The organism is Bradyrhizobium sp. IC4060 (assembly GCF_020193715.1).
Classification (GTDB): domain Bacteria; phylum Pseudomonadota; class Alphaproteobacteria; order Rhizobiales; family Xanthobacteraceae; genus Bradyrhizobium; species Bradyrhizobium yuanmingense.
The window spans coordinates 148,541-166,930 of record NZ_JADYVJ010000002.1 but is presented as its reverse complement, the minus strand read 5'-3'; the positions used below and the strand labels follow the sequence as shown (position 1 = coordinate 166,930).

Genomic DNA, 18,390 nt, shown 5'->3' with positions numbered 1-18,390 from the left:
TCAATTGCTCGCGGCGTTCAGGACATGCGGCGCGGGCCGATCGCCTCGAACTGGGCCTTCTGCTCGTCGTTGAGCGTGGCGTAGAAATCATCGAGCGCCGCACGGACCGACTTGATTCCGTCCAGAATGACATCGAGACGCTTGCGGATCGCGGCCATGCGGGCCGGCGGTGTCATCACCTCATTGGGCTCGCAGGACGCCTTGAGCGATGTGCTAACTTTAGCGCTGGTGTCCTGGAGCACCTGGAGTGCCGCGCGCTGAGTGTCGTTCGGACGAAGCCGTTCTTCGATCGTGGCGCCGGGCCAATCGAACGCGGCGGACGGGCTGCAAGTCTGCACCGACGATCCGCCCGCATTGTTCGATGCCGCGGCACGACGTTGATCGTCGGCAAGCGCATTGAAGCGCGCCTTCTGCTCGTCGTTGAGCGAACCATAGAACTGGTCCAGCGCAGGCTGGACCAGATCGACGGCCTTCTGCATCGCCTCGACCCGCTGCTGCATGGCGGCGAGCCGGCCGGGCGCCGTCGCTGCGGCCTGCGTCGGACAGGAGGTGCGGATCAGCGCAGCCGCGTCGATCGAGGCGTTGCCGAGCGCATCGAGAGCGGCGCCTTGCGCAGCCGTCGGCTGCACCGCGGCTGCGATCTGATCGATCGGCAGGCCGACGATGGCGCGGCGATCGCTGCCGCAGAGCTGATCGAGCGGCGCGCTGCGCGCCCGCCGCCGTCCCTGCGGCTGCTGCGGCAGATAGGCCGACAGGCGATCATAGCCATAGGGGCCGAAAATGCCGGCATAGATGTCCGGATAGCCGTAGCCCCAGAAGCCGAGCCCGTCGCCCCAGATCGTGTAATCGTAGAGATCGTTATAGGCGAACGGCCAGAACAGCGGCCCGACCCAACCGTAGCCGCCGCCGGGATGTTGCCACCATCCGCTGCTTGCACCGCTCCAGCCGGCGAGTGCCGCCGCCGCGGCAATCTGCGCGCGGGCCGCCGGATTGCTGATCAGCCGGCCGTTGCGGAAGGCGCTGGCTTTCCAGGCGTTGCGGAAGTTCGCCGGCCGTATCGCGGCATTGCGGATCTGGCCGAAGCTCGGGCCGCCACGCCGGGCGCCGGTTGTGAACCGCGTGGCGCGATGATGCCCGCCATGCGCATGCCCGCCGCCGTGGCCGCGGAAATGGCCGCCGTGGTGACCGCCGCCGCGCCCGCCGCCATGCCCACCTCCATGGCCGCCGCCGTGTCCGCCCTTCGCGAACGCGGCCCCCGCAAGCATGCAGGCAAAGGCCACCGCGGCAATTCCCATGACCGGTCGCACCATCGCACCCTCCCGCGCAAAGCCCTGCCATTGAGCATCGGAAATTGGCGGGAATTGGAACCGGCAGGATTGCCGAAAGTTCCCGGTTCCGGAGGGCGCAGCCTTATGCCTCCGGCACGATCTTGCCGGGATTGAAGATGTTGAGCGGATCGAGTGCCTGCTTCAGCGCCCGCATCGCATCGAGCGCCTCGGGGCCGAGCTCGGCCTCGAGATACTTCTGCTTGCCTTGGCCGATGCCGTGTTCGCCGGTGCAGGTGCCGTCCATGGCCTGCGCACGCTCGACCAGACGATGCATGAACTCCTCGCCGCGCGCCATCTCGTCGGCGTCGTTGGTGTCGCACACGAGCGAGCAGTGGAAATTGCCGTCACCGACATGGCCGACGATCGGCGACAGCAAATTGAGGCGCTTGAGATCCTCCTCGGTCTCGCTGACGCAGTCGGCGAGCCGCGAGATCGGCACGCAGACGTCGGTCGCGACCACGCCGATGCTGTCGCCGGGCCGCAGCGCCTTCACCGACCAATAAGCATCGTGCCGAGCCTGCCACAGCTTGGTGCGGTCCTCCGGCTTGGTGGTCCAGGAGAAATCGCCGCCGCCGCAGTCCCTCGCGATCTCGCCGAACGCCTTGGATTGCTCGGCGACCTCGATCTCGCTGCCGTGGAATTCCATCAGCAGAAGCGGCGTCTCCGGCAGCGTCAGCTTGGAATAGGCGTTGCAGGCCTTGACCTGCGCGGCATTGAGCAGCTCGATGCGCGCGACGGGAATGCCGGTCTGGATCGCCAGGATCACGGCCTGGCAGGCGCCGTGGACGGTCTCGAACGACACCGCACCGGCCGCGATCGTCTCGGGGATGCCGCGCAGGCGAATGGTCAGCTCGGAGATGATGCCGAGCGTGCCTTCGGCGCCGACGAACAGATGCGTCAGGTCGTAGCCGGCGGACGATTTCTTGGCGCGCGTGCCCGTGGTGATGATCTCGCCGTCGCCGCGCACCACTTTCAGCGCCAGCACGCTGTCGCGCATGGTGCCGTAGCGCACCGCATTGGTGCCGGAGGCGCGGGTCGAGGCCATGCCGCCGAGCGAGGCATCCGCGCCGGGATCGATCGGGAAGAACAGGCCCTGGTCGCGCAGATGCTCGTTCAGCGCCTTGCGGGTGACGCCGGGCTGGATCACGCAGTCGAGGTCTTCGGCATGCACCGCCAGCACCTTGTTCATGTCGCGCAGGTCGATCGAGATGCCCCCCGCGGGCGCGTTGACCTGCCCCTCCAACGAGGTGCCGGTGCCGAAGGGAATGACGGGCACGCGATGTCTCGCGCAGATCCGCACCACGTCCTGGATGTCGGCGGTCTCCTGCGCCATCACCACGCCATCAGGCGGCTGGTTGGGGATCCAGGTGGTGGTATGGCCGTGCTGCTCGCGCACGGCCTGCGAGGTGATGAGGCGGTTGCCGAAGCGCGCGGCAAGCTGCTCCAGCGCGCTTGCGAGGGCTTTCGGCTCCGGCCGCGGCGGATTATTGGTGATGGTCGTACCCACGGAATTCCTCCCGACGAGAAGAGACCGTGGCAAAGGACATATAACCGGTCAAGTCAAGGGACCGACGCATAGCTTGGGAAGGACACATGCCGGAGACCGCCGCCACAGCGCCGAACGCAGAGCCGTTTCGCTCCTCGATCATGCAGGTCGAGCCGCAATGGATCGACTATAACGGCCATCTCAACATGGCCTATTACAACGTGATGTTCGATCGGGCGATCGACGAGTTCTGGCTCGAGCTCGGGATTGGCCCGGTCTACAAGACAGAGCGCCACGGCTCGACCTTCACCGCCGAATGCCACGTGCGCTATTTGCGGGAGATCCATCTCGGCGATCCCGTGCAGATCTTAGTCTGGCTGCTCGACGCCGATGACAAGCGGCTGCACACATTCGAGGAGATGCGGCACGGCACCGAGGGCTGGCTGTCGGCGACGTCCGAGAACATGTCACTGCACATGGACATGAATGCGCGGCGCGTCGCGCCTTTTCCGACCGACATCCAGCAGCGCATTGCTGGAGTTGCCAAGTCCCACAGCGCCTTGACGCGACCCGAGGGCATCGGCCGGAGCGTGGCGATGCCCTCGAAGCGTTAGTGGCTCAGGCGCCGTCTGCCGCCTGTGGTTCACCTCTCCCCGTCGGAGAGAGGTGAACATCGCAGCTATATTCTGTTGCGGCCGCGGGCGAGGCCGACGACGGCCGAGACCAGGAACAGAACGACTGCGATGAAGAAGATGATCTTGGCGATCTCGATCGAAGCGCCGGCGACGCCGCCGAAGCCCAGGATGCCGGCGATCAGTGCGATAACCAGAAACGTCACAACCCAGCCTAGCATGGTCAAACCCTCGTCTTGATGTTGTCTGCGATCGACGCGGCTGGCCGCGCCACCTGTCCTGACAATCTCGACGCGAGAACGATAGTTCCGGTCCCGGCGGGAGCGAAATTCGCTGGCTCAGCTGGAACAAATCGGCCTGCCGCGCACGTGGAAAACCCGGCCCGGCGCCCCATATAGGCACCAATCCCTGTTAAGAAGGCTCCCTTCCACCACCCCGCGGTGCCATCGTGGGGCCGATGATTCGCATGACCGAGCCGAGCAAGATCACAGCCGTACCCGACCACCAGCCCGCAGCCGGCGGCATCGCCGCGCGTGCGCGCGCCTCGGTGGGCCCGAAATACCTCGCCGGGCTCAATCCGGAGCAGCGCGAGGCAGTGGAGACGCTGGACGGCCCGGTCCTGGTGCTGGCCGGCGCCGGCACCGGCAAGACCCGCGTCCTGACCACGCGCATCGCGCACATCTTGAGCCAGGGCCGCGCCCGCCCGGCCGAAATCCTGTCGGTGACCTTCACCAACAAGGCCGCGCGCGAGATGAAGCACCGGCTCGGCCAAATGCTCGGCCACGCCGTCGAAGGCATGCCATGGCTCGGCACCTTCCACTCCATCGGCGGCCGCATCCTGCGCATCCATGCCGAGCTGGCGCAGCTCAAGTCGAACTTCACCGTGCTCGACGTCGACGACCAGGTCCGGCTGCTCAAGCAGCTGCTGCAGGCCGAGAACATCGACGAGAAACGCTGGCCGGCGCGGATGCTGGCTGGCCTGATCGACGGCTGGAAGAACCGCGGCCTGAGCCCAGCGCAGGTGCCGTCGGGTGAGGCCGCGATATTCGCCAATGGTAAGGGCGGCAAACTCTATGCGAGCTACCAGGAACGGCTGAAGATCCTGAACGCGGCCGACTTCGGCGATCTCCTGCTGGAGAACATCCGCATCTTCCGCGAGCACCCGGATATCCTCAGGCAGTACCAGCAGCGCTTCAAGTTCATCCTGGTCGACGAGTACCAGGATACGAACGTCGCACAATATCTGTGGCTGCGGCTGCTGTCGCAGGCGCCTTCTGCCACCTCTCCCCGCTTGCGGGGAGAGGTGGCATCGCGAAGCGATGCGGGTGAGGGGGCCTCTCCAAACACCGAGCTCGTGGAGACTCCCCCTCATCCCGGCCTTCTCCCCGCAAGCGGGGAGAAGGAGAAGACCAAAAACATCTGCTGCGTCGGTGACGACGACCAGTCGATCTATGGCTGGCGCGGCGCCGAGGTCGACAACATCCTGCGTTTCGAGCACGATTTCCCCGGCGCCAAGGTCATTCGCCTGGAGCGCAACTATCGCTCGACGGGTCACATCCTCGCCGCCGCCTCGCACCTGATCGCGCACAATGAAGGCCGGCTCGGCAAGACGCTGCGCACCGAGGACCAGGACGGCGAGAAGGTCACCGTCACGGGCTCATGGGATTCGGAAGAGGAAGCCCGCGGCATCGGCGAGGAGATCGAGCAGCTGCAGCGCCAGGGCGAGAAGCTCAACGAGATCGCCATTCTCGTGCGCGCCTCCTACCAGATGCGCGAGTTCGAAGACCGCTTCGTCACGCTCGGCCTGCCCTACCGCGTCATCGGCGGCCCGCGCTTCTACGAGCGCGCCGAAATCCGCGACGCGCTGGCCTATTTGCGCGTCATCAATTCGCCGGCCGACGATCTCGCCTTCGAGCGTATCGTCAATACGCCGAAGCGCGGGCTTGGCGATGCCACCGTGCAGATGCTGCACGATCACGCCCGCAAGCGCCGCATTCCCCTGTTCGAGGCGGCGCGCGCCGTCGTCGAGACCGACGAGCTGAAGCCGAAGGCGCGCGGCTCGCTTCGCGATCTCATCATGCAGTTCGACCGCTGGCGTGCCCAGCGCGAGGTCACCGCGCACACCGATCTCGCCCAGATCGTGCTCGACGAGAGCGGCTATACCGAGATGTGGCAGAAGGACCGCTCGGCGGACGCCGCGGGACGGCTGGAGAACCTGAAAGAGCTGGTGCGCTCGATGGAGGAGTTCGAGAACCTGCAAGGGTTCCTGGAGCACATCTCGCTGGTGATGGACCGCGAGGGTGGCGCCGAGGACGACGCGGTGTCGCTGATGACGCTGCATTCGGCCAAGGGGCTCGAATTCGACAACGTGTTCCTGCCCGGCTGGGAGGAAGGCCTGTTCCCGAGCCAGCGCACCTTGGACGAACAGGGCCGCGCCGGCCTGGAAGAAGAGCGGCGGCTCGGCCATGTCGGTCTGACCCGCGCCCGCCGCCGCGCAAAGATCTATTTCGCGACCAATCGCCGGATCCATGGCACCTGGTCGACCACGATTCCGTCGCGCTTCCTCGACGAATTGCCGGCGGCCAATGTCGAGATCACGGAATCCAAAGGCGGCTCCGGATGGGGCGGCAGCGGCGGCTACGGCGCCTCGCGCTTCGACGACATGGAGGCGTTCGGCTCCAGCTATTCGACGCCGGGCTGGCAGCGCGCCCAGGCCAACCGGAATCGCGGCGGCGGCCGAAGCGGCGGCTTCGAGGAAGAGGCCGCGACGTTCTCGACCTCCTCGTCATCCGGCCCCGATTTCGGCAGCTTCGCCTCGCGCCGGCGCGGGCCCCTGACGATCGAAGGCGAGCTGGTCGCCAAATCGACCGGCACGACGTCCGAATTCTCGCTGGAAGACCGCGTCTTCCACCAGAAATTCGGCTATGGCCGCGTCACCAAGATCGACGGCAACAAGCTCACCATCGCCTTCGACAAGGCCGGCGAGAAGAAGGTCGTGGACAGTTTCGTGCAGCGGGCGTGAGACCCGATATGGCTCAGTACGTTGCCATCATCGAGGACGCCGAGCCGGACGAAACCGTGAGCTTGTGGTTCCCGGACCTGCCCGGTTGCATCTCTGGCGGCGACGACGTCGACGAAGCCCTGGAGAATGCGCCCGAGGCGCTCGCATTCTATGCGCAGGAGCTGATCGCGGACGGTCGCCAGCTGCCCCCGCCACGGACGCTGGACGAGCTCAAGGCCGATCCGGCGTTTGCCGAGGATGTCAGGAACCACACGGCCGTCCTGATCGAATGGCCGCCCCGCATCGACGCCGAGTGAGGATTGTTCGCCGCACTGCGCAACTCTCGACAGTTCTCGCCCGAACGCCCCTTGACCGCCGCGGACTTCCCCGTATCAGATGCAACCCATGGTCCGGGGCTCCGTCACATTGATCTTGCTTGCATTGGGGATGCCGTCGCTTGCGGCGGCGGAGACCATGAACTTTGGCGATTCGATCGGCAAGCTGGCGGCGAGCTGCGGGGCGGAAATCGTCGCCAATTGCCGCGGCGTCAACCCGGATTCGAACCGGCTGAAGGAATGCCTGTCGCGCAATCGCGACGTGCTCTCGCCGCAATGCACGAGCGACTATCTCGGCGTGTTCGACGCCATCCAGAAGCGCGTCGCCGCGCGCGTGACGGTAGCGAACGCCTGCCAGCGCGAGATCGTCAAAATCTGCGGCGGCTCGACCAAGGAGACCAGCAAGTCGATCCCGTGCCTGGTCTCGACGCCCAAGGGCATCAGCAACAACTGCCTGAAGGCCGTTGACGACGCGGGGTATCGCTGATGCGCGCGAACGGGCTCGCTACCGCAGGACTGGGCTTGGCGCTGGGGCTCGCTTTGCTCGCGGGCCCCGCCGGCGCGCAGACGGCGGCGCCGACCCGCGACGACATTGTCGCGAAGCTGAACCATTTCGAAGAGGCCGCCGAGGTTGACCTGCCCGCGCTGAAGCAGCAGGTGATGGAGCGCGCCAAGACCAGGATCAAGAACGATCCGGGGCCGGTGAACCGGCCGCTGATCGCGCCGGAGCTCGCCAAGCTGCCCGCCTTCAATGCGCAGATCCAGTTCGACGCCGACACGCCGATCATCCAGCCGGCGTCCTACCAGACCGTTGGCCGCATTGCGGACGCGCTGGTTCATTCCTCGCTGCTGCCCTACACTTTCCTGATCGTCGGCCACGTGGAATCCAATTCGAAGACGCGCGAGGCCAATGCGATCCTGAGTCAGCGCCGGGCCGATGCGATCCGTGACGTCCTGGTGAACACCTTCAAGATCTCGACCAAGCGGCTGCATCCGATCGGCCTCGGCGAGGAGCAGTTTCTCGATCGGGCCAAGCCGACCTCCGCCGTCAACGGCCAGTTGCAGATCCTGACTTATGCCAAGCTGCCGGAAGAGACGCGTCCGGCTGCGACGCCAGCGCCTGCGGCGAAAAAGCCCGCCAAGAAGCGCTGAGCGAAGGCGGCTCCGCGGCTGACGGAACCCCTTGAAGTGCGGATTATTTTGCAGCCTGTCCCGGGCGCGCGCGCACGGTTTCACGCGACAAAAGTGCCGGTTTGTGCACCGCTCGGTCCAGTGCTATAGCCTCTATTCGCCCTTCCCGACCCCGTGCTGCATGAGACCGAAATGGGTGGCTTTTTCCAGCGCCAACTTGCCGTTTATGTCGAGTACCATCGCGATCCCCGCAACACGGCGATGCATGTGGTCGGCATCCTGCTGCTGTTCACCGGCGCCGTGCTGCCGCTGACGCTGGTCAAGCTTCCGCTGTTCGGATTCAACGTCAGCCTGGCGGTGGTCCTGGCTGTTCCGGTCTTGATTTATTGGCTGCTGCTCGACGCGGCGCTCGGGCTCGGCATTCTGGCCGTCTCCGTCGTGCTGTTTTCGGTTGCGACGACCATCGCGGCGCAAGTCGGCACCGCGACGATGTGGGCGATTTTCGCCACGCTGGTGGTGCTCGGCCTCGCCGCACAGGCCATCGGCCACAAGGTTTTTGAGGGGCGCGAGGCCTCGTTGTTCACGTTCCCCTCGCATCTTTTGCTTGGACCGATGTTCGTCATGGCAAAATTATTCATTGCACTGGGTTTCCGTCGCGACCTTGCCGCGATTCTGGCGCCTCTTCCGGCCAATTCCCTTTCAACCCGATAACGCTCGAAGCGAAACAGCAACCTACTGCATGGCTCTCGTCCTGGTTACCGGTGGCAGTGGCTTCATCGGACATCACCTCGTAGAAGCGCTCCGCGCCCGTGGGCAGCGGGTCCGCGTTCTCGATGTCCGTGTGCCGAGCGCGGCGAACGCGGATGTCGAGCACGTCCACGGCTCGGTGCTGGACTGTGCCGCGGTCGATGCGGCGATCGCCGGCTGCGATCAGGTCTATCACCTCGCCGGCCTGCCCGGCATGTGGGTCGCCAACAAGCAGGACTTTCACGAGGTCAATTGCCGCGGCACCGAGATCGTGCTGGCGGCGGCGATGAAGCGCGGCGTCTCGCGCTTCCTGCATTGCTCGACCGAATCGATCCTGTTCCCCTATTCCGACCTCAAGGGCGTTCCCGCCGAAGAGGCGCTGCAGCCGGCCGAGGCAATGCCCGGCGCCTACACCCGGTCGAAATCGCTCGCCGAGCATCATGCCGCCAAAGCGGCAGAAGCGGGCTTCCCGCTGGTGATCGGCACGCCGACCATGCCGATCGGCGCCGCCGACCAACATCTCACACCGCCGACCGCGATGCTCTGGTACTTCCTGCAGAAGAAGGTGCAGCCGCACCTCAACTTCCTGGTCAATCTGGTCGACGTCCGCGACGTCGCCATGGGCCTGGTCCTGACCATGGAACGCGGCCGCCTCGGGCAGCGCTACATCCTCGGCGGCGACTGCGTCCCGCTCGGCGAGATCCTGCGCATGATGTCGACGATGAGCGGACGCCGGCAATTTCCCGTCGTCGTACCCGGCAAGATCGCCGAGCTCTCCGCGATCATGCTCGAATACATCGCCGACCACATCACGCGCCGGCCGCCCAACGGCACCGCCGAGGGCGTGCGGATCGCGCTCGCCGCGAGCGATCTTTCGATCGGCAAAGCCCGTACCGAACTCGGCTATTCGCCGCGTCCGATCGAGCCCGTCTTGCGCGAAACCATCACCCACCTGCTCGCCCGCAACGGCCAGCAGCCCTCCGGCGCCCTCAAGCATCACGCGCTGTCCTCGCGCGCGAGCTGACGCCGCTTCAAACGCAAAGAACCTTCATGTCTTTCGATTTCAGCAAGCTTCTCTCTGTCGCCTGGGGTGGCTGGACCACGACCTGGCCGACGCAACTGCTCGCCCTGATCTGGCTCGCTTTTCTGGTCAGCTGGGTCGGCGCCTCGTTCTGGCAGGGGCAGACCAAGAAGCAGGTCATGACGCTGGAGTCGCAGCGCTATCGCCTGCCGATCCTGGTTGGCGGCATCCTGTACACGCCGTTCATTGCGGAAGCCATGGGCTGGAAGCCGCTTTGGGTGCTCGGCAACACCGGCATCATCATCGCTGCGGTCCTCTCCGTCGCCGGCATCGCTTTCGCATGGTGGGGGCGGCTGCATCTCGGAAAATTCTGGTCCAACACCATCACCCAGAAGGAAGACCACCGCGTCATTGACACCGGCCCTTACGGTATCGTCCGCCACCCGATCTACACCGGCCTAATCTTCGGCATGCTGGTGACCGGCGTTGCGATCGGCTTGGTGACGACGATCCTCGGCGCGATCCTGATCTCGCTCGGTATGTGGCAGAAGGGCCGGATGGAAGAGGTGTTCCTCTCGAAGGAGCTCGGCGAGGACGCCTATGGAGCCTATTGCCGTCGCGTTCCGATGATCATTCCGTTCACGTCGCCGCGGTGAGGGCGTCACTCTCCTGTCCGGACGCGCTGCGCTGCGTCCGGGGCACGAGTGCACGATCCGACTCGCCAAGGAACCACACCTCTGCTGGTCCGTTAGCCCTCGACATCTGTCAACGGCCGCAGAGCATCGAGCCATGTCGGACGCCTACGATTATTTTCGCGCCCACGCGATCGCCGCCGTCCGCACGGCGCGGGCGCTGCCCCCCGGGCGTACGAAGCAGAAGCAGCGCACGGTGGCGCGGGTCTATCATCTGCTCTCCAGGGAAGCGGCGCTGGCGCCGAACATCCGTCACTTGGATGATTTTCGCGCGGCACGACGGCTGGAGCGGCAGATCGGCCGTTGATCTCCGGGCCGACGCCGCGACCTGTCCCATGCAAATTCGATCGGCTGCCATTCCACGGGAATAGGCCCGTGCTGAGCTCCGCACAGGTTGACGTCGGCCCCGTCAGCCAGTTGGATGCGCGCGCAACCGGGGGCTTGTCATGACGTTTTCCAGCATCTTCGCGCAGTTCGTCGCCTTCATCGGCGGCATCGCGCTGCAATGGCGCAAGATGACGGGCACCGACCCCGCGCCGGCCTGGGGCGAGAAGCCCGCCATTCCCGAAGCGAAACCGCAAGGCGCGATCCCCACCTTGAAGATGCCGACCGCACGCGGCTGGCGCGACGGACAGAAGCCGATCGCTGCACCCGGGCTCAAGGTCGATGCGTTCGCGACCGGTCTCGACCATCCGCGCTGGATCGAGGTGCTGCCCAATGGCGACGTGCTGATCGCGGAGGCAACGCAGATCGCGGGCGCCCCGCGCAGCGTGTTCCACTATGCGATGCAGGCGACGATGCGGCGCGCCGCCGCGCTCGGCGTCTCCGCCAACCGCATCACGCTGTTGCGCGACAAGGACGGCGACGGAGTCGCCGAAGTGCGCGGCACGTTCATGGAGAACCTCAGCCAGCCGTTCGGCATGGCGCTGGTCGGCGACACTTTCTGCGTCGGCAACACCGACGGCGTGATGGCTTTTCCTTACGTTGCCGATGCCGACCGCATCACAGCACCGGGCAAGCGGCTGACAACATTCAAGCCCGCCGGCCACTGGACGCGCAGTCTGCTCGCCAGTCCCGACGGCAAGAAGCTCTATGCCGGCGTCGGTTCACTCAGCAACATCGCCGAGATGGGCATGGAGGTCGAGCAAGGTCGCGCCGCGGTCTACGAGCTCGATCTCGTCGCCGGCACGCATCGCATCTTTGCGGCCGGCCTGCGCAATCCCGTGGGCCTTGCCTGGGAGCCGACGACCGGCGTGCTTTGGACTGTTGTCAACGAACGCGACGGCCTCGGCGACGAGACGCCGCCCGACTATCTCACCTCAGTGCGCGACGGCGGCTTCTACGGCTGGCCCTATTGCTACTGGGGCAAGACGGTGGACGACCGCGTGCCGCAGGATCCGGCGATGGTCGCCAAGGCAATTCAACCGGACTATGCGCTCGGTGGCCACACCGCTTCGCTCGGCCTGTGCTGGATGCCCGCAGGCACCCTGCCCGGCTTCGGCGACGGCATGGTGATCGGCCAGCACGGCTCGTGGAATCGCAGCAAGCTGTCCGGCTACAAGCTGGTGTTCATCCCGTTCGCGAACGGCAAGCCGTCCGGCCCCGGTCGCGACATCCTGTCGGGCTTCCTGTCGCCGGACGAGAAGGAATCCTACGGCCGCCCGGTCGGCGTCGCGATCGGTCCCGACAGGAAATCGCTACTGATGGCCGACGACGTCGGCAACGTGATCTGGCGCGTGACGGGGGCGTAGGAGCTCACGTCCCCACGCACAGCGTGGCGCGCTGCTTGCGGAGCAGCGCGATCACCGACAACGCGGTGATCAGGCCGGTCTTGGGATTCTCGGACGGGATGTTCTCGATGCCCATCGAGAAGCGCGCTGAGTCCGCCTCGACCTCGATGCGGTGAACGTTGCGCGTCACGGTCGGGTCGGCCCAAACCTGGATCTCGGTGCGATCGGGCCCGATGCCCGCGAGCGACAACGCAACGGCGACATTGACGTTGGCCGGAAAGCCCTTTGCCGCTTCGCGCGCGCTGCCCTCGAACAGCTTCAGCGGTTCGCGCAGATTGTCGATGTCGATGTTGTTCTGAACGATGAACGGCGCGCCCTTCAAGCCGTCGATCGGCTTGCGGGTCACCATCTTCACGGAATGGATGGTGCCGATTGCGGCGGCGTTGACGGCATCGAGGCCGATCAGCGCGCCGGTCGGCACCAGGATACGGCCGCCATTGGCGCGGGCGAGATCGACCAGATCGAAATTGTCGAGCAAGCCGCCGACGCTGACCACGACCGCGGCCTTGCCGCGCTTCACCGCAGGCTCGACGATCGCACGCAGCTGGCTGCTCGGCGCGCATTCGACGACGATGTCGGCGGCCTCGCCGAGCTGGTCGAGCGGCAGGATTGTCGGTGGGCGACGCAAGCCGTCGATGAAGGCTTGATGCTTGGCGGGATCCCGCACGGCCACGGCCGCGAGCGACAGGCCCTCGATGCCCTGATCGAGCGCGGTCGCGATCTTGGTGCCGATCGAGCCCAGCCCGGCAATGGCCACCCGCAATTCGCCTGAAGCCGTCTGATCCGTCATCACCATCCCTCTGTCCTGGCCTCTGTCTTGGCCGATGTCATAGCCGCTCACGCCTCCCGCGCATAGCTGCGCAGGCGGGCTTCCAGAACCGCCAGCATGGCATCGCGGGCCGGATCGCGCGAGCCGCGCAGCCAGGCGGCGGCAAGCGGCAACCGGCCCACCGGCCCGCTCTGCCTCAGTCGAAGCGGCACGAAGCGCACACCGGTCACCGCCATCCGTGCGGCCCAGCGCGGCACGATGGCGACCCCGAGCTTCGTTGCCACGAGGTTGATGATGGTCTGCTTCTCGTCGGCGACCTGAACGATGCGCGGCGTCAGGCCGGCCTGTTCGAACAGCTTTATGGTGAGGTCGTGGCTGTGCGGCCGCGAGCGCCGGTCCGGCACCAGCACAGACTCGTCGGCGATATCCGCCAGCGTGATCGCTTTGCGCCCGGCCAGCGCGTGCCGCCGCGGGAACGCAACGATCGCGCTCTCCTGGAGCAGGTCGCGGAATTCGAGCCGCTTGTCCGGCCGGTCAGGCGGACGGACGAAGGCGAGATCGAGCGCGCCGGTCAAAATCCTCGGCAGCAGCCGGACAGTCTTGTCTTCGAGGAGCTGCACCGCGATGTCAGGATGCCTGACGCGGAAATCGCGCAGGAGCGGCGGCAACAGTCCGGCCGCCGCGCTGTCGATAGCACCGACCCGCAGCCGCCGCGCGGTCCCCGCGCGCGAGCGATTGCGCAGGTTGCTCTCGACCGCCTCGACCTTGGCGAGGATGGTGCGGGCATCGCGCAGCAGCGTCGTGCCGTCCTCGGTGAGCGACACCGCGCGCGTGGTCCGCGCGAACAGCCGAGTGCCCAGGTCTTCCTCCAGCAGCCGGATCTGCCGGCCGAGCGCGGAGGGCAGCATCTGAAGCTGCTGCGCCGCGCGGCCGAAATGCAGCTGCTCGGCCGTCGCCACGAAGCATCGGAGCTGATGCAATTCCATTCGCCGTCCTCTCGCCTCGCCCGACCGCGCTTGAGACTTGCGCGAGGTCGTCATGCCCGGGCTTGTCCTGGGCATCCACGTTCTTGGGCCGCGGGGAAAGGCGTGGATGGCCGGGTCAAGCCCGGCCATGACGCCGTGGCGACCTCCTGATGATTATATCATTTTTTTGTATAAACCAGCGCCGATTGAGTTTGCCCGGCACTCTCGTCTAGATTCGCCAGCGACGCCGACGGCCGGATATGCCGGCGCGGTCTCTCAAACGGAGCCTTCCCATGCGCACCCATTCGATCGCAGCCATCCCCGCCGACGGCATCGGCCCCGAGGTGATCTCGGCCGGCGTCCGCGTGCTGGAGGCTCTCGCAAAACGCAGTGGCGATCTCGCCTTCAACGTCAAGACGTTCGACTGGGGCTCGGATTATTACAAGAAGCACGGCGTGATGATGCCGGCGGACGGCCTCAGCGAGCTGAAGAAGTTCGACGCGATCTATTTCGGCGCGGTCGGCGCCCCCGACGTGCCCGACCACATCACGCTGTGGGGCTTGCGCCTGCCGATCTGCCAGGGTTTTGACCAATACGCCAATGTGCGGCCGACCAAGATCCTGCCGGGCGTCGCCTCGCCGCTGCGCAATGTCGGCGTCGGCGATCTCGACTGGGTGATCGTGCGCGAGAACTCGGAAGGCGAATATGCCGGCATGGGCGGCCGCGCCCACAAGGGCCTGCCGGAAGAGGTCGGCACTGAAGTCGCCGTCTTCACCCGCGTCGGCGTCACGCGGATCATGCGCTATGCGTTCCAGCTCGCGCGGTCGCGCCCGCGCAAGCTGCTGACCGTCGTGACCAAGTCGAACGCGCAGCGCCACGGCATGGTGATGTGGGACGAGATCGCGGCCGAGGTCGCCGGCGAATTCCCTGACGTGACCTGGGACAAGATGCTGGTCGACGCCATGACGGTGCGCATGACGCTGCATCCGAAGAGCCTCGACACCATCGTCGCAACCAATCTCCACGCCGACATCCTCTCCGATCTCGCCGGCGCGCTGGCTGGAAGCCTCGGCGTCGCCCCGACCGGAAACATCGATCCGCAGCGCCGCTTCCCCTCGATGTTCGAGCCGATCCACGGCTCGGCGTTCGACATCACCGGCAAGGGCATCGCCAACCCGGTCGCGACGTTCTGGACCGGCGCGCAGATGCTCGAGCATCTCGGCGAGAAGGATGCCGCCTTACGGCTGATGGCCGCCGTCGAGCGTGTCTGCGCCGCGGGCGTGCTGACGCCGGATGTCGGAGGCAAGGCGACCACGAAGGAGGTCACGGACGCCGTGATCGATGCGATCCACGGATCGAATTTTTAGTCTTATCGGATCGAGTGTCGCCAAGGACTCGCTGCACCTCTCCCACTTGCGGGCAGGGCTATCGCATATGACTTGCGGCGGCGGCCCGCGCGCACGCCTCGTCCTTCGAGACGGCGCTGACGCGCCTCCTCAGGATGAGGCTAATCAGCATCGGTGCTCGTTGAAACTGCTGCCGCGCACTCCGCCCTCATCCTGAGGAGCCCGCCAAAGCGGGCGTCTCGAAGGATGGCCGCAGGGAAAAACTCCCAAATGCGACAGCCCTGCGCTTGCGGGGGAGGTCGACGCGCTCGGCAGCGCAATTGCGCGCCAGAGCGCGACGGGTGGGGCGCTCTCTCCTCTCGGGGGTTCTCGATCGTGGAGAGACCCCCTCCCCAACCCTCCCCCGCAAGCGGGAGAGGGAGCGCACCGCCTTCTGCGGCAAGATAACGGCCCCTACCTCCGCGCCGCCGGTGTCGCCGGCGGCGTGGCCATCGCGGCGGCCGGCTCAGGCGGTGTCAGATGGCGGGGGACGATGATGGTCTGGCCCGGCGTCAGCTGCGCGTTCTCGGGCAGCGAGTTGCTCTGCGCCAGCGTCCACAGCGGCACGCGGTTGGCTGCGGCGATGCTCTCCATGGTGTCGCCGCGGCGCACCGGCACCCGCACGCCACTGTCCCACAATTCGACAAGCGTATCCGCCGGCACGAGATAGCGCAGCGGCACGGCATCGGCCTGCGTTTGCGGCGGAATGCGCGGCAGCTGCGTCACCATCTCGACGATCTGACGATGGATATCGTCGGACTTCTCGATGTTGATGTGGGTGACGCGAGCGTTCCGCTTGAGGTCATAGCTGGCGTAATGGCCGCGAAAGCCGGGAACAGCCACGACGTCGCCGCCGCCGAGCACGCTGTCGGACAGGAAGATGTTGATGAAGCGCTCGACGTTGAGGGGGACATCGCCGGTCGCTTGCGCGGGATCGATGGCGATGACGAGGCTGATCGGGATGTTCTCCTTGGCCGCCATCTCGGAGATGACGATCGAGCACAGCCCGCCCATGGAATGGCCCATCAGCACGATCGGCGCCGGCGATTCCTTATAGCTGGAGATGGCGCGATCGCCGATCCACCGGCAGATGGTGAATTCGTAGACGTTGGCCGAGAAGCCGGCCTTCGTTAGCTTCTCTTCGAGCCGATCCATGCCGGTCGAGAAGATGGGACCCATGGCGCCGCGGAACAGGTAGATTTTTGGCGGCGGCAACGGCTCGAACGGCGGAGGCGGCGGCGGCGCGGCGGGGGCGGTCGCGTTGGTCTTGGACTTCGGCGGTGAGGCAGCGGCCATGCCACTGCTCAAGGCGAGCAGCACCACTGCTGCCAGCGCGAGGAGTCGCCTCGAATGAATCATCAGTCCAGCAGTCCCACCACGGGAGGCAGGGGCCTCCCCTGACCGGCTTAGTGACCATCGATTGGGTGGATTTTGGGGCACGGGAACCGAAGCGCGACGCACCGCCGCGCGCATCAAGGCTCCGTCACCGGGGGGACCGCTCCCGGCCCATCACTGCCTGCTCTTGAGCCGGCTGCGATGCGCGGCCTGCTTGGCGCGGTTGCCGCAGACCGCCATGGTGCACCACCGCCGTGCGCGCCTGCGGGTGTGATCGGCGAACAGCATCGTGCAATTGTGGCCCTCGCACGCCTTCACGTTCGAAAAGTCCTCCTCGCAGACGAACTTCGCCAGGGCTTCGCCGATCGGCAGCAGCAGGGCTCCGGCTGATTGCCAGCGCCGCGTCCTCTGCAGCGCAAGACCTTCCTGGCCATGGCGCGGCGCAATTTGCAAGAACGCCTCATCACGCGCCAAGATGCTGTTCAACGGGCCGAGCTCGTGCAGCGCGTTCGCAGTCAGCGGCCGGCCCGCGTGCCCCAGAACAAAGCCCCTGAACCACTCACGCAAGTCGCGGGCCTGATCGGCGACCTTGTCGAGCTCAACTGGCCTCGCGCGCGCTTTCAGCGCATCCAGCTCCTTCGTCGGCACCAGCTTCGCCTGGGAAAGCCAGTCGATCAGGCCAGCGCCATCGTCGATCCAGTCGACAGGCGTATCGACCGGTGTTGCGACCGAGTTGAGGAAGTCGAGGCCGAGCGAGTCGGCGACGAACATCGCGGGCGGTCTGTCCATGAACGTTCCTCAGCCTGGAAGTGCAATCCATAAGTAACCTGTAAAGCAGCCATTGACAAGTTACTCATCCCTTACGTAACCTCCATAATAGCATGTAAACGGTTACTTAGCTGGAGACGGTCATGACCCCGACTACCTACCGCACCGCCGATGTCGATGGCTTCAACGTGTTCTATCGCGAGGCCGGCCCTGTAGGCGCGCCGAAGCTGCTGCTGCTGCACGGCTTCCCCAGCGCCGGCCACATGTTCCGCGACCTGATTCCGCTGCTTGCCGACAAATTCCACATCGTCGCGCCCGACCTTCCAGGATTTGGCCAGTCCGACATGCCTTCGCGCGAAACCTTCCGCTACACCTTCGACAATGTCGCGCAGGTGATCGAGCGCTTCACCGAAGTGATCGGCTTCGATCGCTTCGCGATCTACGTCTTCGATTACGGCGCGCCGACCGGCTTCCGACTTGCGCTGCTTCACCCCGAACGGATCACCGCGATCATCTCGCAGAACGGCAACGCCTATGAGGACGGCCTCAGCGACGGTTGGACTCCGATCAAGGCCTATTGGCAGGATCCCTCGCCTGCCAACCGCGAGGCGCTGCGCGCCTTCCTCACGCCGGAGGCGACGCGCTGGCAGTACACCCATGGCGTCTCGGACCCAGCGACCGTGTCGCCGGACGGACAGAACCTCGACAATTTCTATCTCGCGCGTCCGGGCTCGGACGATGTGCAGCTCGACCTGTTCGGCGACTACAAGAGCAACGTCGCGCTCTATCCGTCATTCCAGGACTATTTTCGCGCGCACAAGCCGCCATTCCTCGCGGTCTGGGGTAAGAACGATCCATTCTTCATTCCGCCCGGCGCCGAAGCGTTCAAGCGCGACAATCCCAATGCGGTCGTGCAGTTCTTCGACACCGGCCATTTCGCGCTGGAGACGCATGCGAAGGAGATTGCGGAGAGCATTCGCGCGTTCTTGAAATGACGGGAGCGGC

19 protein-coding genes are annotated in these 18,390 nt (G+C 65.8%); 12 read left to right on the top strand and 7 right to left on the bottom strand.

Annotation, left to right across the window (positions count from 1 at the left end; translation table 11 throughout):
• Window positions 1-17: 17 nt before the first annotated feature.
• Together I6F16_RS07650 and I6F16_RS07645 are read right to left on the bottom strand one after the other, a co-directional pair.
• Complete coding sequence (locus I6F16_RS07650; RefSeq protein WP_225114919.1) at window positions 18-1,310, bottom strand: Spy/CpxP family protein refolding chaperone; 1,293 nt, start codon at window positions 1,308-1,310, stop codon at window positions 18-20.
• 100 nt (window positions 1,311-1,410) lie between these two features.
• On the bottom strand, window positions 1,411-2,835 hold the full coding sequence (locus I6F16_RS07645; RefSeq protein WP_036024936.1) for an FAD-linked oxidase C-terminal domain-containing protein: 1,425 nt from the start codon (window positions 2,833-2,835) through the stop codon (window positions 1,411-1,413).
• Window positions 2,836-2,921: 86 nt separating this feature from the next.
• Between I6F16_RS07645 and I6F16_RS07640 the strand changes: the two genes are divergently transcribed.
• Window positions 2,922-3,428 (top strand): thioesterase family protein, encoded by a 507-nt coding sequence (locus tag I6F16_RS07640; RefSeq protein ID WP_109144952.1) that lies wholly within the window; start codon window positions 2,922-2,924, stop codon window positions 3,426-3,428.
• A 65-nt stretch (window positions 3,429-3,493) separates the two neighbouring features.
• Here the strand turns inward: I6F16_RS07640 and I6F16_RS07635 are convergent, their stop codons facing one another.
• Window positions 3,494-3,667, bottom strand: a complete 174-nt coding sequence (locus tag I6F16_RS07635) for a DUF1328 domain-containing protein (RefSeq protein WP_036006471.1) — start codon at window positions 3,665-3,667, stop codon at window positions 3,494-3,496.
• A 236-nt stretch (window positions 3,668-3,903) separates the two neighbouring features.
• Between I6F16_RS07635 and I6F16_RS07630 the strand changes: the two genes are divergently transcribed.
• From I6F16_RS07630 to I6F16_RS07590, 9 genes are all read left to right on the top strand, one after another.
• Window positions 3,904-6,468, top strand: coding sequence for a UvrD-helicase domain-containing protein (locus I6F16_RS07630; RefSeq protein ID WP_225114918.1), 2,565 nt, complete (start codon window positions 3,904-3,906; stop codon window positions 6,466-6,468).
• 8 nt (window positions 6,469-6,476) lie between these two features.
• Window positions 6,477-6,764, top strand: a complete 288-nt coding sequence (locus I6F16_RS07625; protein ID WP_225114917.1) for a type II toxin-antitoxin system HicB family antitoxin — start codon at window positions 6,477-6,479, stop codon at window positions 6,762-6,764.
• A gap of 88 nt (window positions 6,765-6,852) precedes the next feature.
• The gene (locus I6F16_RS07620) at window positions 6,853-7,269 is read left to right on the top strand and encodes a hypothetical protein (protein ID WP_345960985.1); all 417 of its coding nucleotides are present in this window, start codon (window positions 6,853-6,855) and stop codon (window positions 7,267-7,269) included.
• Window positions 7,269-7,934, top strand: coding sequence for an OmpA family protein (locus I6F16_RS07615; RefSeq protein WP_109144953.1), 666 nt, complete (start codon window positions 7,269-7,271; stop codon window positions 7,932-7,934). Before I6F16_RS07620 ends, I6F16_RS07615 begins: the two co-directional genes overlap by 1 nt.
• A gap of 171 nt (window positions 7,935-8,105) precedes the next feature.
• Window positions 8,106-8,624, top strand: coding sequence for an Mpo1-like protein (locus I6F16_RS07610; RefSeq protein ID WP_036006444.1), 519 nt, complete (start codon window positions 8,106-8,108; stop codon window positions 8,622-8,624).
• Between the two features lie 28 nt (window positions 8,625-8,652).
• A complete protein-coding gene (locus I6F16_RS07605) occupies window positions 8,653-9,684 on the top strand; it encodes an NAD-dependent epimerase/dehydratase family protein (RefSeq protein WP_225114915.1) in 1,032 nt (343 codons plus the stop codon).
• Window positions 9,685-9,710: 26 nt separating this feature from the next.
• Window positions 9,711-10,337 (top strand): isoprenylcysteine carboxylmethyltransferase family protein, encoded by a 627-nt coding sequence (locus tag I6F16_RS07600; RefSeq protein WP_036006440.1) that lies wholly within the window; start codon window positions 9,711-9,713, stop codon window positions 10,335-10,337.
• Between the two features lie 133 nt (window positions 10,338-10,470).
• Window positions 10,471-10,680, top strand: a complete 210-nt coding sequence (locus tag I6F16_RS07595) for a hypothetical protein (protein WP_225114914.1) — start codon at window positions 10,471-10,473, stop codon at window positions 10,678-10,680.
• Window positions 10,681-10,819: 139 nt separating this feature from the next.
• On the top strand, window positions 10,820-12,124 hold the full coding sequence (locus I6F16_RS07590) for a sorbosone dehydrogenase family protein (protein WP_225114913.1): 1,305 nt from the start codon (window positions 10,820-10,822) through the stop codon (window positions 12,122-12,124).
• A gap of 4 nt (window positions 12,125-12,128) precedes the next feature.
• Here I6F16_RS07590 and I6F16_RS07585 read toward each other — a convergent pair whose 3' ends face one another.
• Window positions 12,129-12,953: an aspartate dehydrogenase gene (locus I6F16_RS07585; protein ID WP_225114912.1), complete on the bottom strand. Its 825-nt coding sequence runs from the start codon at window positions 12,951-12,953 to the stop codon at window positions 12,129-12,131.
• Window positions 12,954-13,000: 47 nt separating this feature from the next.
• Window positions 13,001-13,918 carry a LysR family transcriptional regulator gene (locus I6F16_RS07580; protein ID WP_225114911.1) on the bottom strand — a complete coding sequence of 306 codons (918 nt, stop codon included), beginning with the start codon at window positions 13,916-13,918 and terminating at the stop codon, window positions 13,001-13,003.
• 272 nt (window positions 13,919-14,190) lie between these two features.
• On the opposite strand from I6F16_RS07580, the gene I6F16_RS07575 reads away from it, so the two are divergent.
• Window positions 14,191-15,264 carry a tartrate dehydrogenase gene (locus I6F16_RS07575; RefSeq protein ID WP_225114910.1) on the top strand — a complete coding sequence of 358 codons (1,074 nt, stop codon included), beginning with the start codon at window positions 14,191-14,193 and terminating at the stop codon, window positions 15,262-15,264.
• A 432-nt stretch (window positions 15,265-15,696) separates the two neighbouring features.
• Here the strand turns inward: I6F16_RS07575 and I6F16_RS07570 are convergent, their stop codons facing one another.
• Both I6F16_RS07570 and I6F16_RS07565 read right to left on the bottom strand, forming a co-directional pair.
• Complete coding sequence (locus tag I6F16_RS07570; RefSeq protein WP_225114520.1) at window positions 15,697-16,641, bottom strand: LysM peptidoglycan-binding domain-containing protein; 945 nt, start codon at window positions 16,639-16,641, stop codon at window positions 15,697-15,699.
• A 150-nt stretch (window positions 16,642-16,791) separates the two neighbouring features.
• Window positions 16,792-17,406, bottom strand: coding sequence for an ABATE domain-containing protein (locus I6F16_RS07565; protein ID WP_225114521.1), 615 nt, complete (start codon window positions 17,404-17,406; stop codon window positions 16,792-16,794).
• Window positions 17,407-17,528: 122 nt separating this feature from the next.
• On the opposite strand from I6F16_RS07565, the gene I6F16_RS07560 reads away from it, so the two are divergent.
• Complete coding sequence (locus I6F16_RS07560; protein ID WP_225114522.1) at window positions 17,529-18,380, top strand: alpha/beta hydrolase; 852 nt, start codon at window positions 17,529-17,531, stop codon at window positions 18,378-18,380.
• The last annotated feature ends 10 nt before the right edge of the window (window positions 18,381-18,390 follow it).

Coding starts and splice junctions, on each gene's coding strand:
- I6F16_RS07610 (WP_036006444.1), top strand. CDS start 8,106: ATGGGTGGCTTTTTCCAGCGCCAACTTGCCGTTTATGTCGAGTACCAT.
- I6F16_RS07590 (WP_225114913.1), top strand. CDS start 10,820: ATGACGTTTTCCAGCATCTTCGCGCAGTTCGTCGCCTTCATCGGCGGC.
- I6F16_RS07625 (WP_225114917.1), top strand. CDS start 6,477: ATGGCTCAGTACGTTGCCATCATCGAGGACGCCGAGCCGGACGAAACC.
- I6F16_RS07620 (WP_345960985.1), top strand. CDS start 6,853: ATGGTCCGGGGCTCCGTCACATTGATCTTGCTTGCATTGGGGATGCCG.
- I6F16_RS07565 (WP_225114521.1), bottom strand. CDS start 17,406: ATGGACAGACCGCCCGCGATGTTCGTCGCCGACTCGCTCGGCCTCGAC.
- I6F16_RS07630 (WP_225114918.1), top strand. CDS start 3,904: ATGATTCGCATGACCGAGCCGAGCAAGATCACAGCCGTACCCGACCAC.
- I6F16_RS07635 (WP_036006471.1), bottom strand. CDS start 3,667: ATGCTAGGCTGGGTTGTGACGTTTCTGGTTATCGCACTGATCGCCGGC.
- I6F16_RS07575 (WP_225114910.1), top strand. CDS start 14,191: ATGCGCACCCATTCGATCGCAGCCATCCCCGCCGACGGCATCGGCCCC.
- I6F16_RS07605 (WP_225114915.1), top strand. CDS start 8,653: ATGGCTCTCGTCCTGGTTACCGGTGGCAGTGGCTTCATCGGACATCAC.
- I6F16_RS07640 (WP_109144952.1), top strand. CDS start 2,922: ATGCCGGAGACCGCCGCCACAGCGCCGAACGCAGAGCCGTTTCGCTCC.
- I6F16_RS07570 (WP_225114520.1), bottom strand. CDS start 16,641: ATGATTCATTCGAGGCGACTCCTCGCGCTGGCAGCAGTGGTGCTGCTC.
- I6F16_RS07615 (WP_109144953.1), top strand. CDS start 7,269: ATGCGCGCGAACGGGCTCGCTACCGCAGGACTGGGCTTGGCGCTGGGG.
- I6F16_RS07560 (WP_225114522.1), top strand. CDS start 17,529: ATGACCCCGACTACCTACCGCACCGCCGATGTCGATGGCTTCAACGTG.
- I6F16_RS07595 (WP_225114914.1), top strand. CDS start 10,471: ATGTCGGACGCCTACGATTATTTTCGCGCCCACGCGATCGCCGCCGTC.
- I6F16_RS07600 (WP_036006440.1), top strand. CDS start 9,711: ATGTCTTTCGATTTCAGCAAGCTTCTCTCTGTCGCCTGGGGTGGCTGG.
- I6F16_RS07650 (WP_225114919.1), bottom strand. CDS start 1,310: ATGGTGCGACCGGTCATGGGAATTGCCGCGGTGGCCTTTGCCTGCATG.
- I6F16_RS07585 (WP_225114912.1), bottom strand. CDS start 12,953: ATGACGGATCAGACGGCTTCAGGCGAATTGCGGGTGGCCATTGCCGGG.
- I6F16_RS07580 (WP_225114911.1), bottom strand. CDS start 13,918: ATGGAATTGCATCAGCTCCGATGCTTCGTGGCGACGGCCGAGCAGCTG.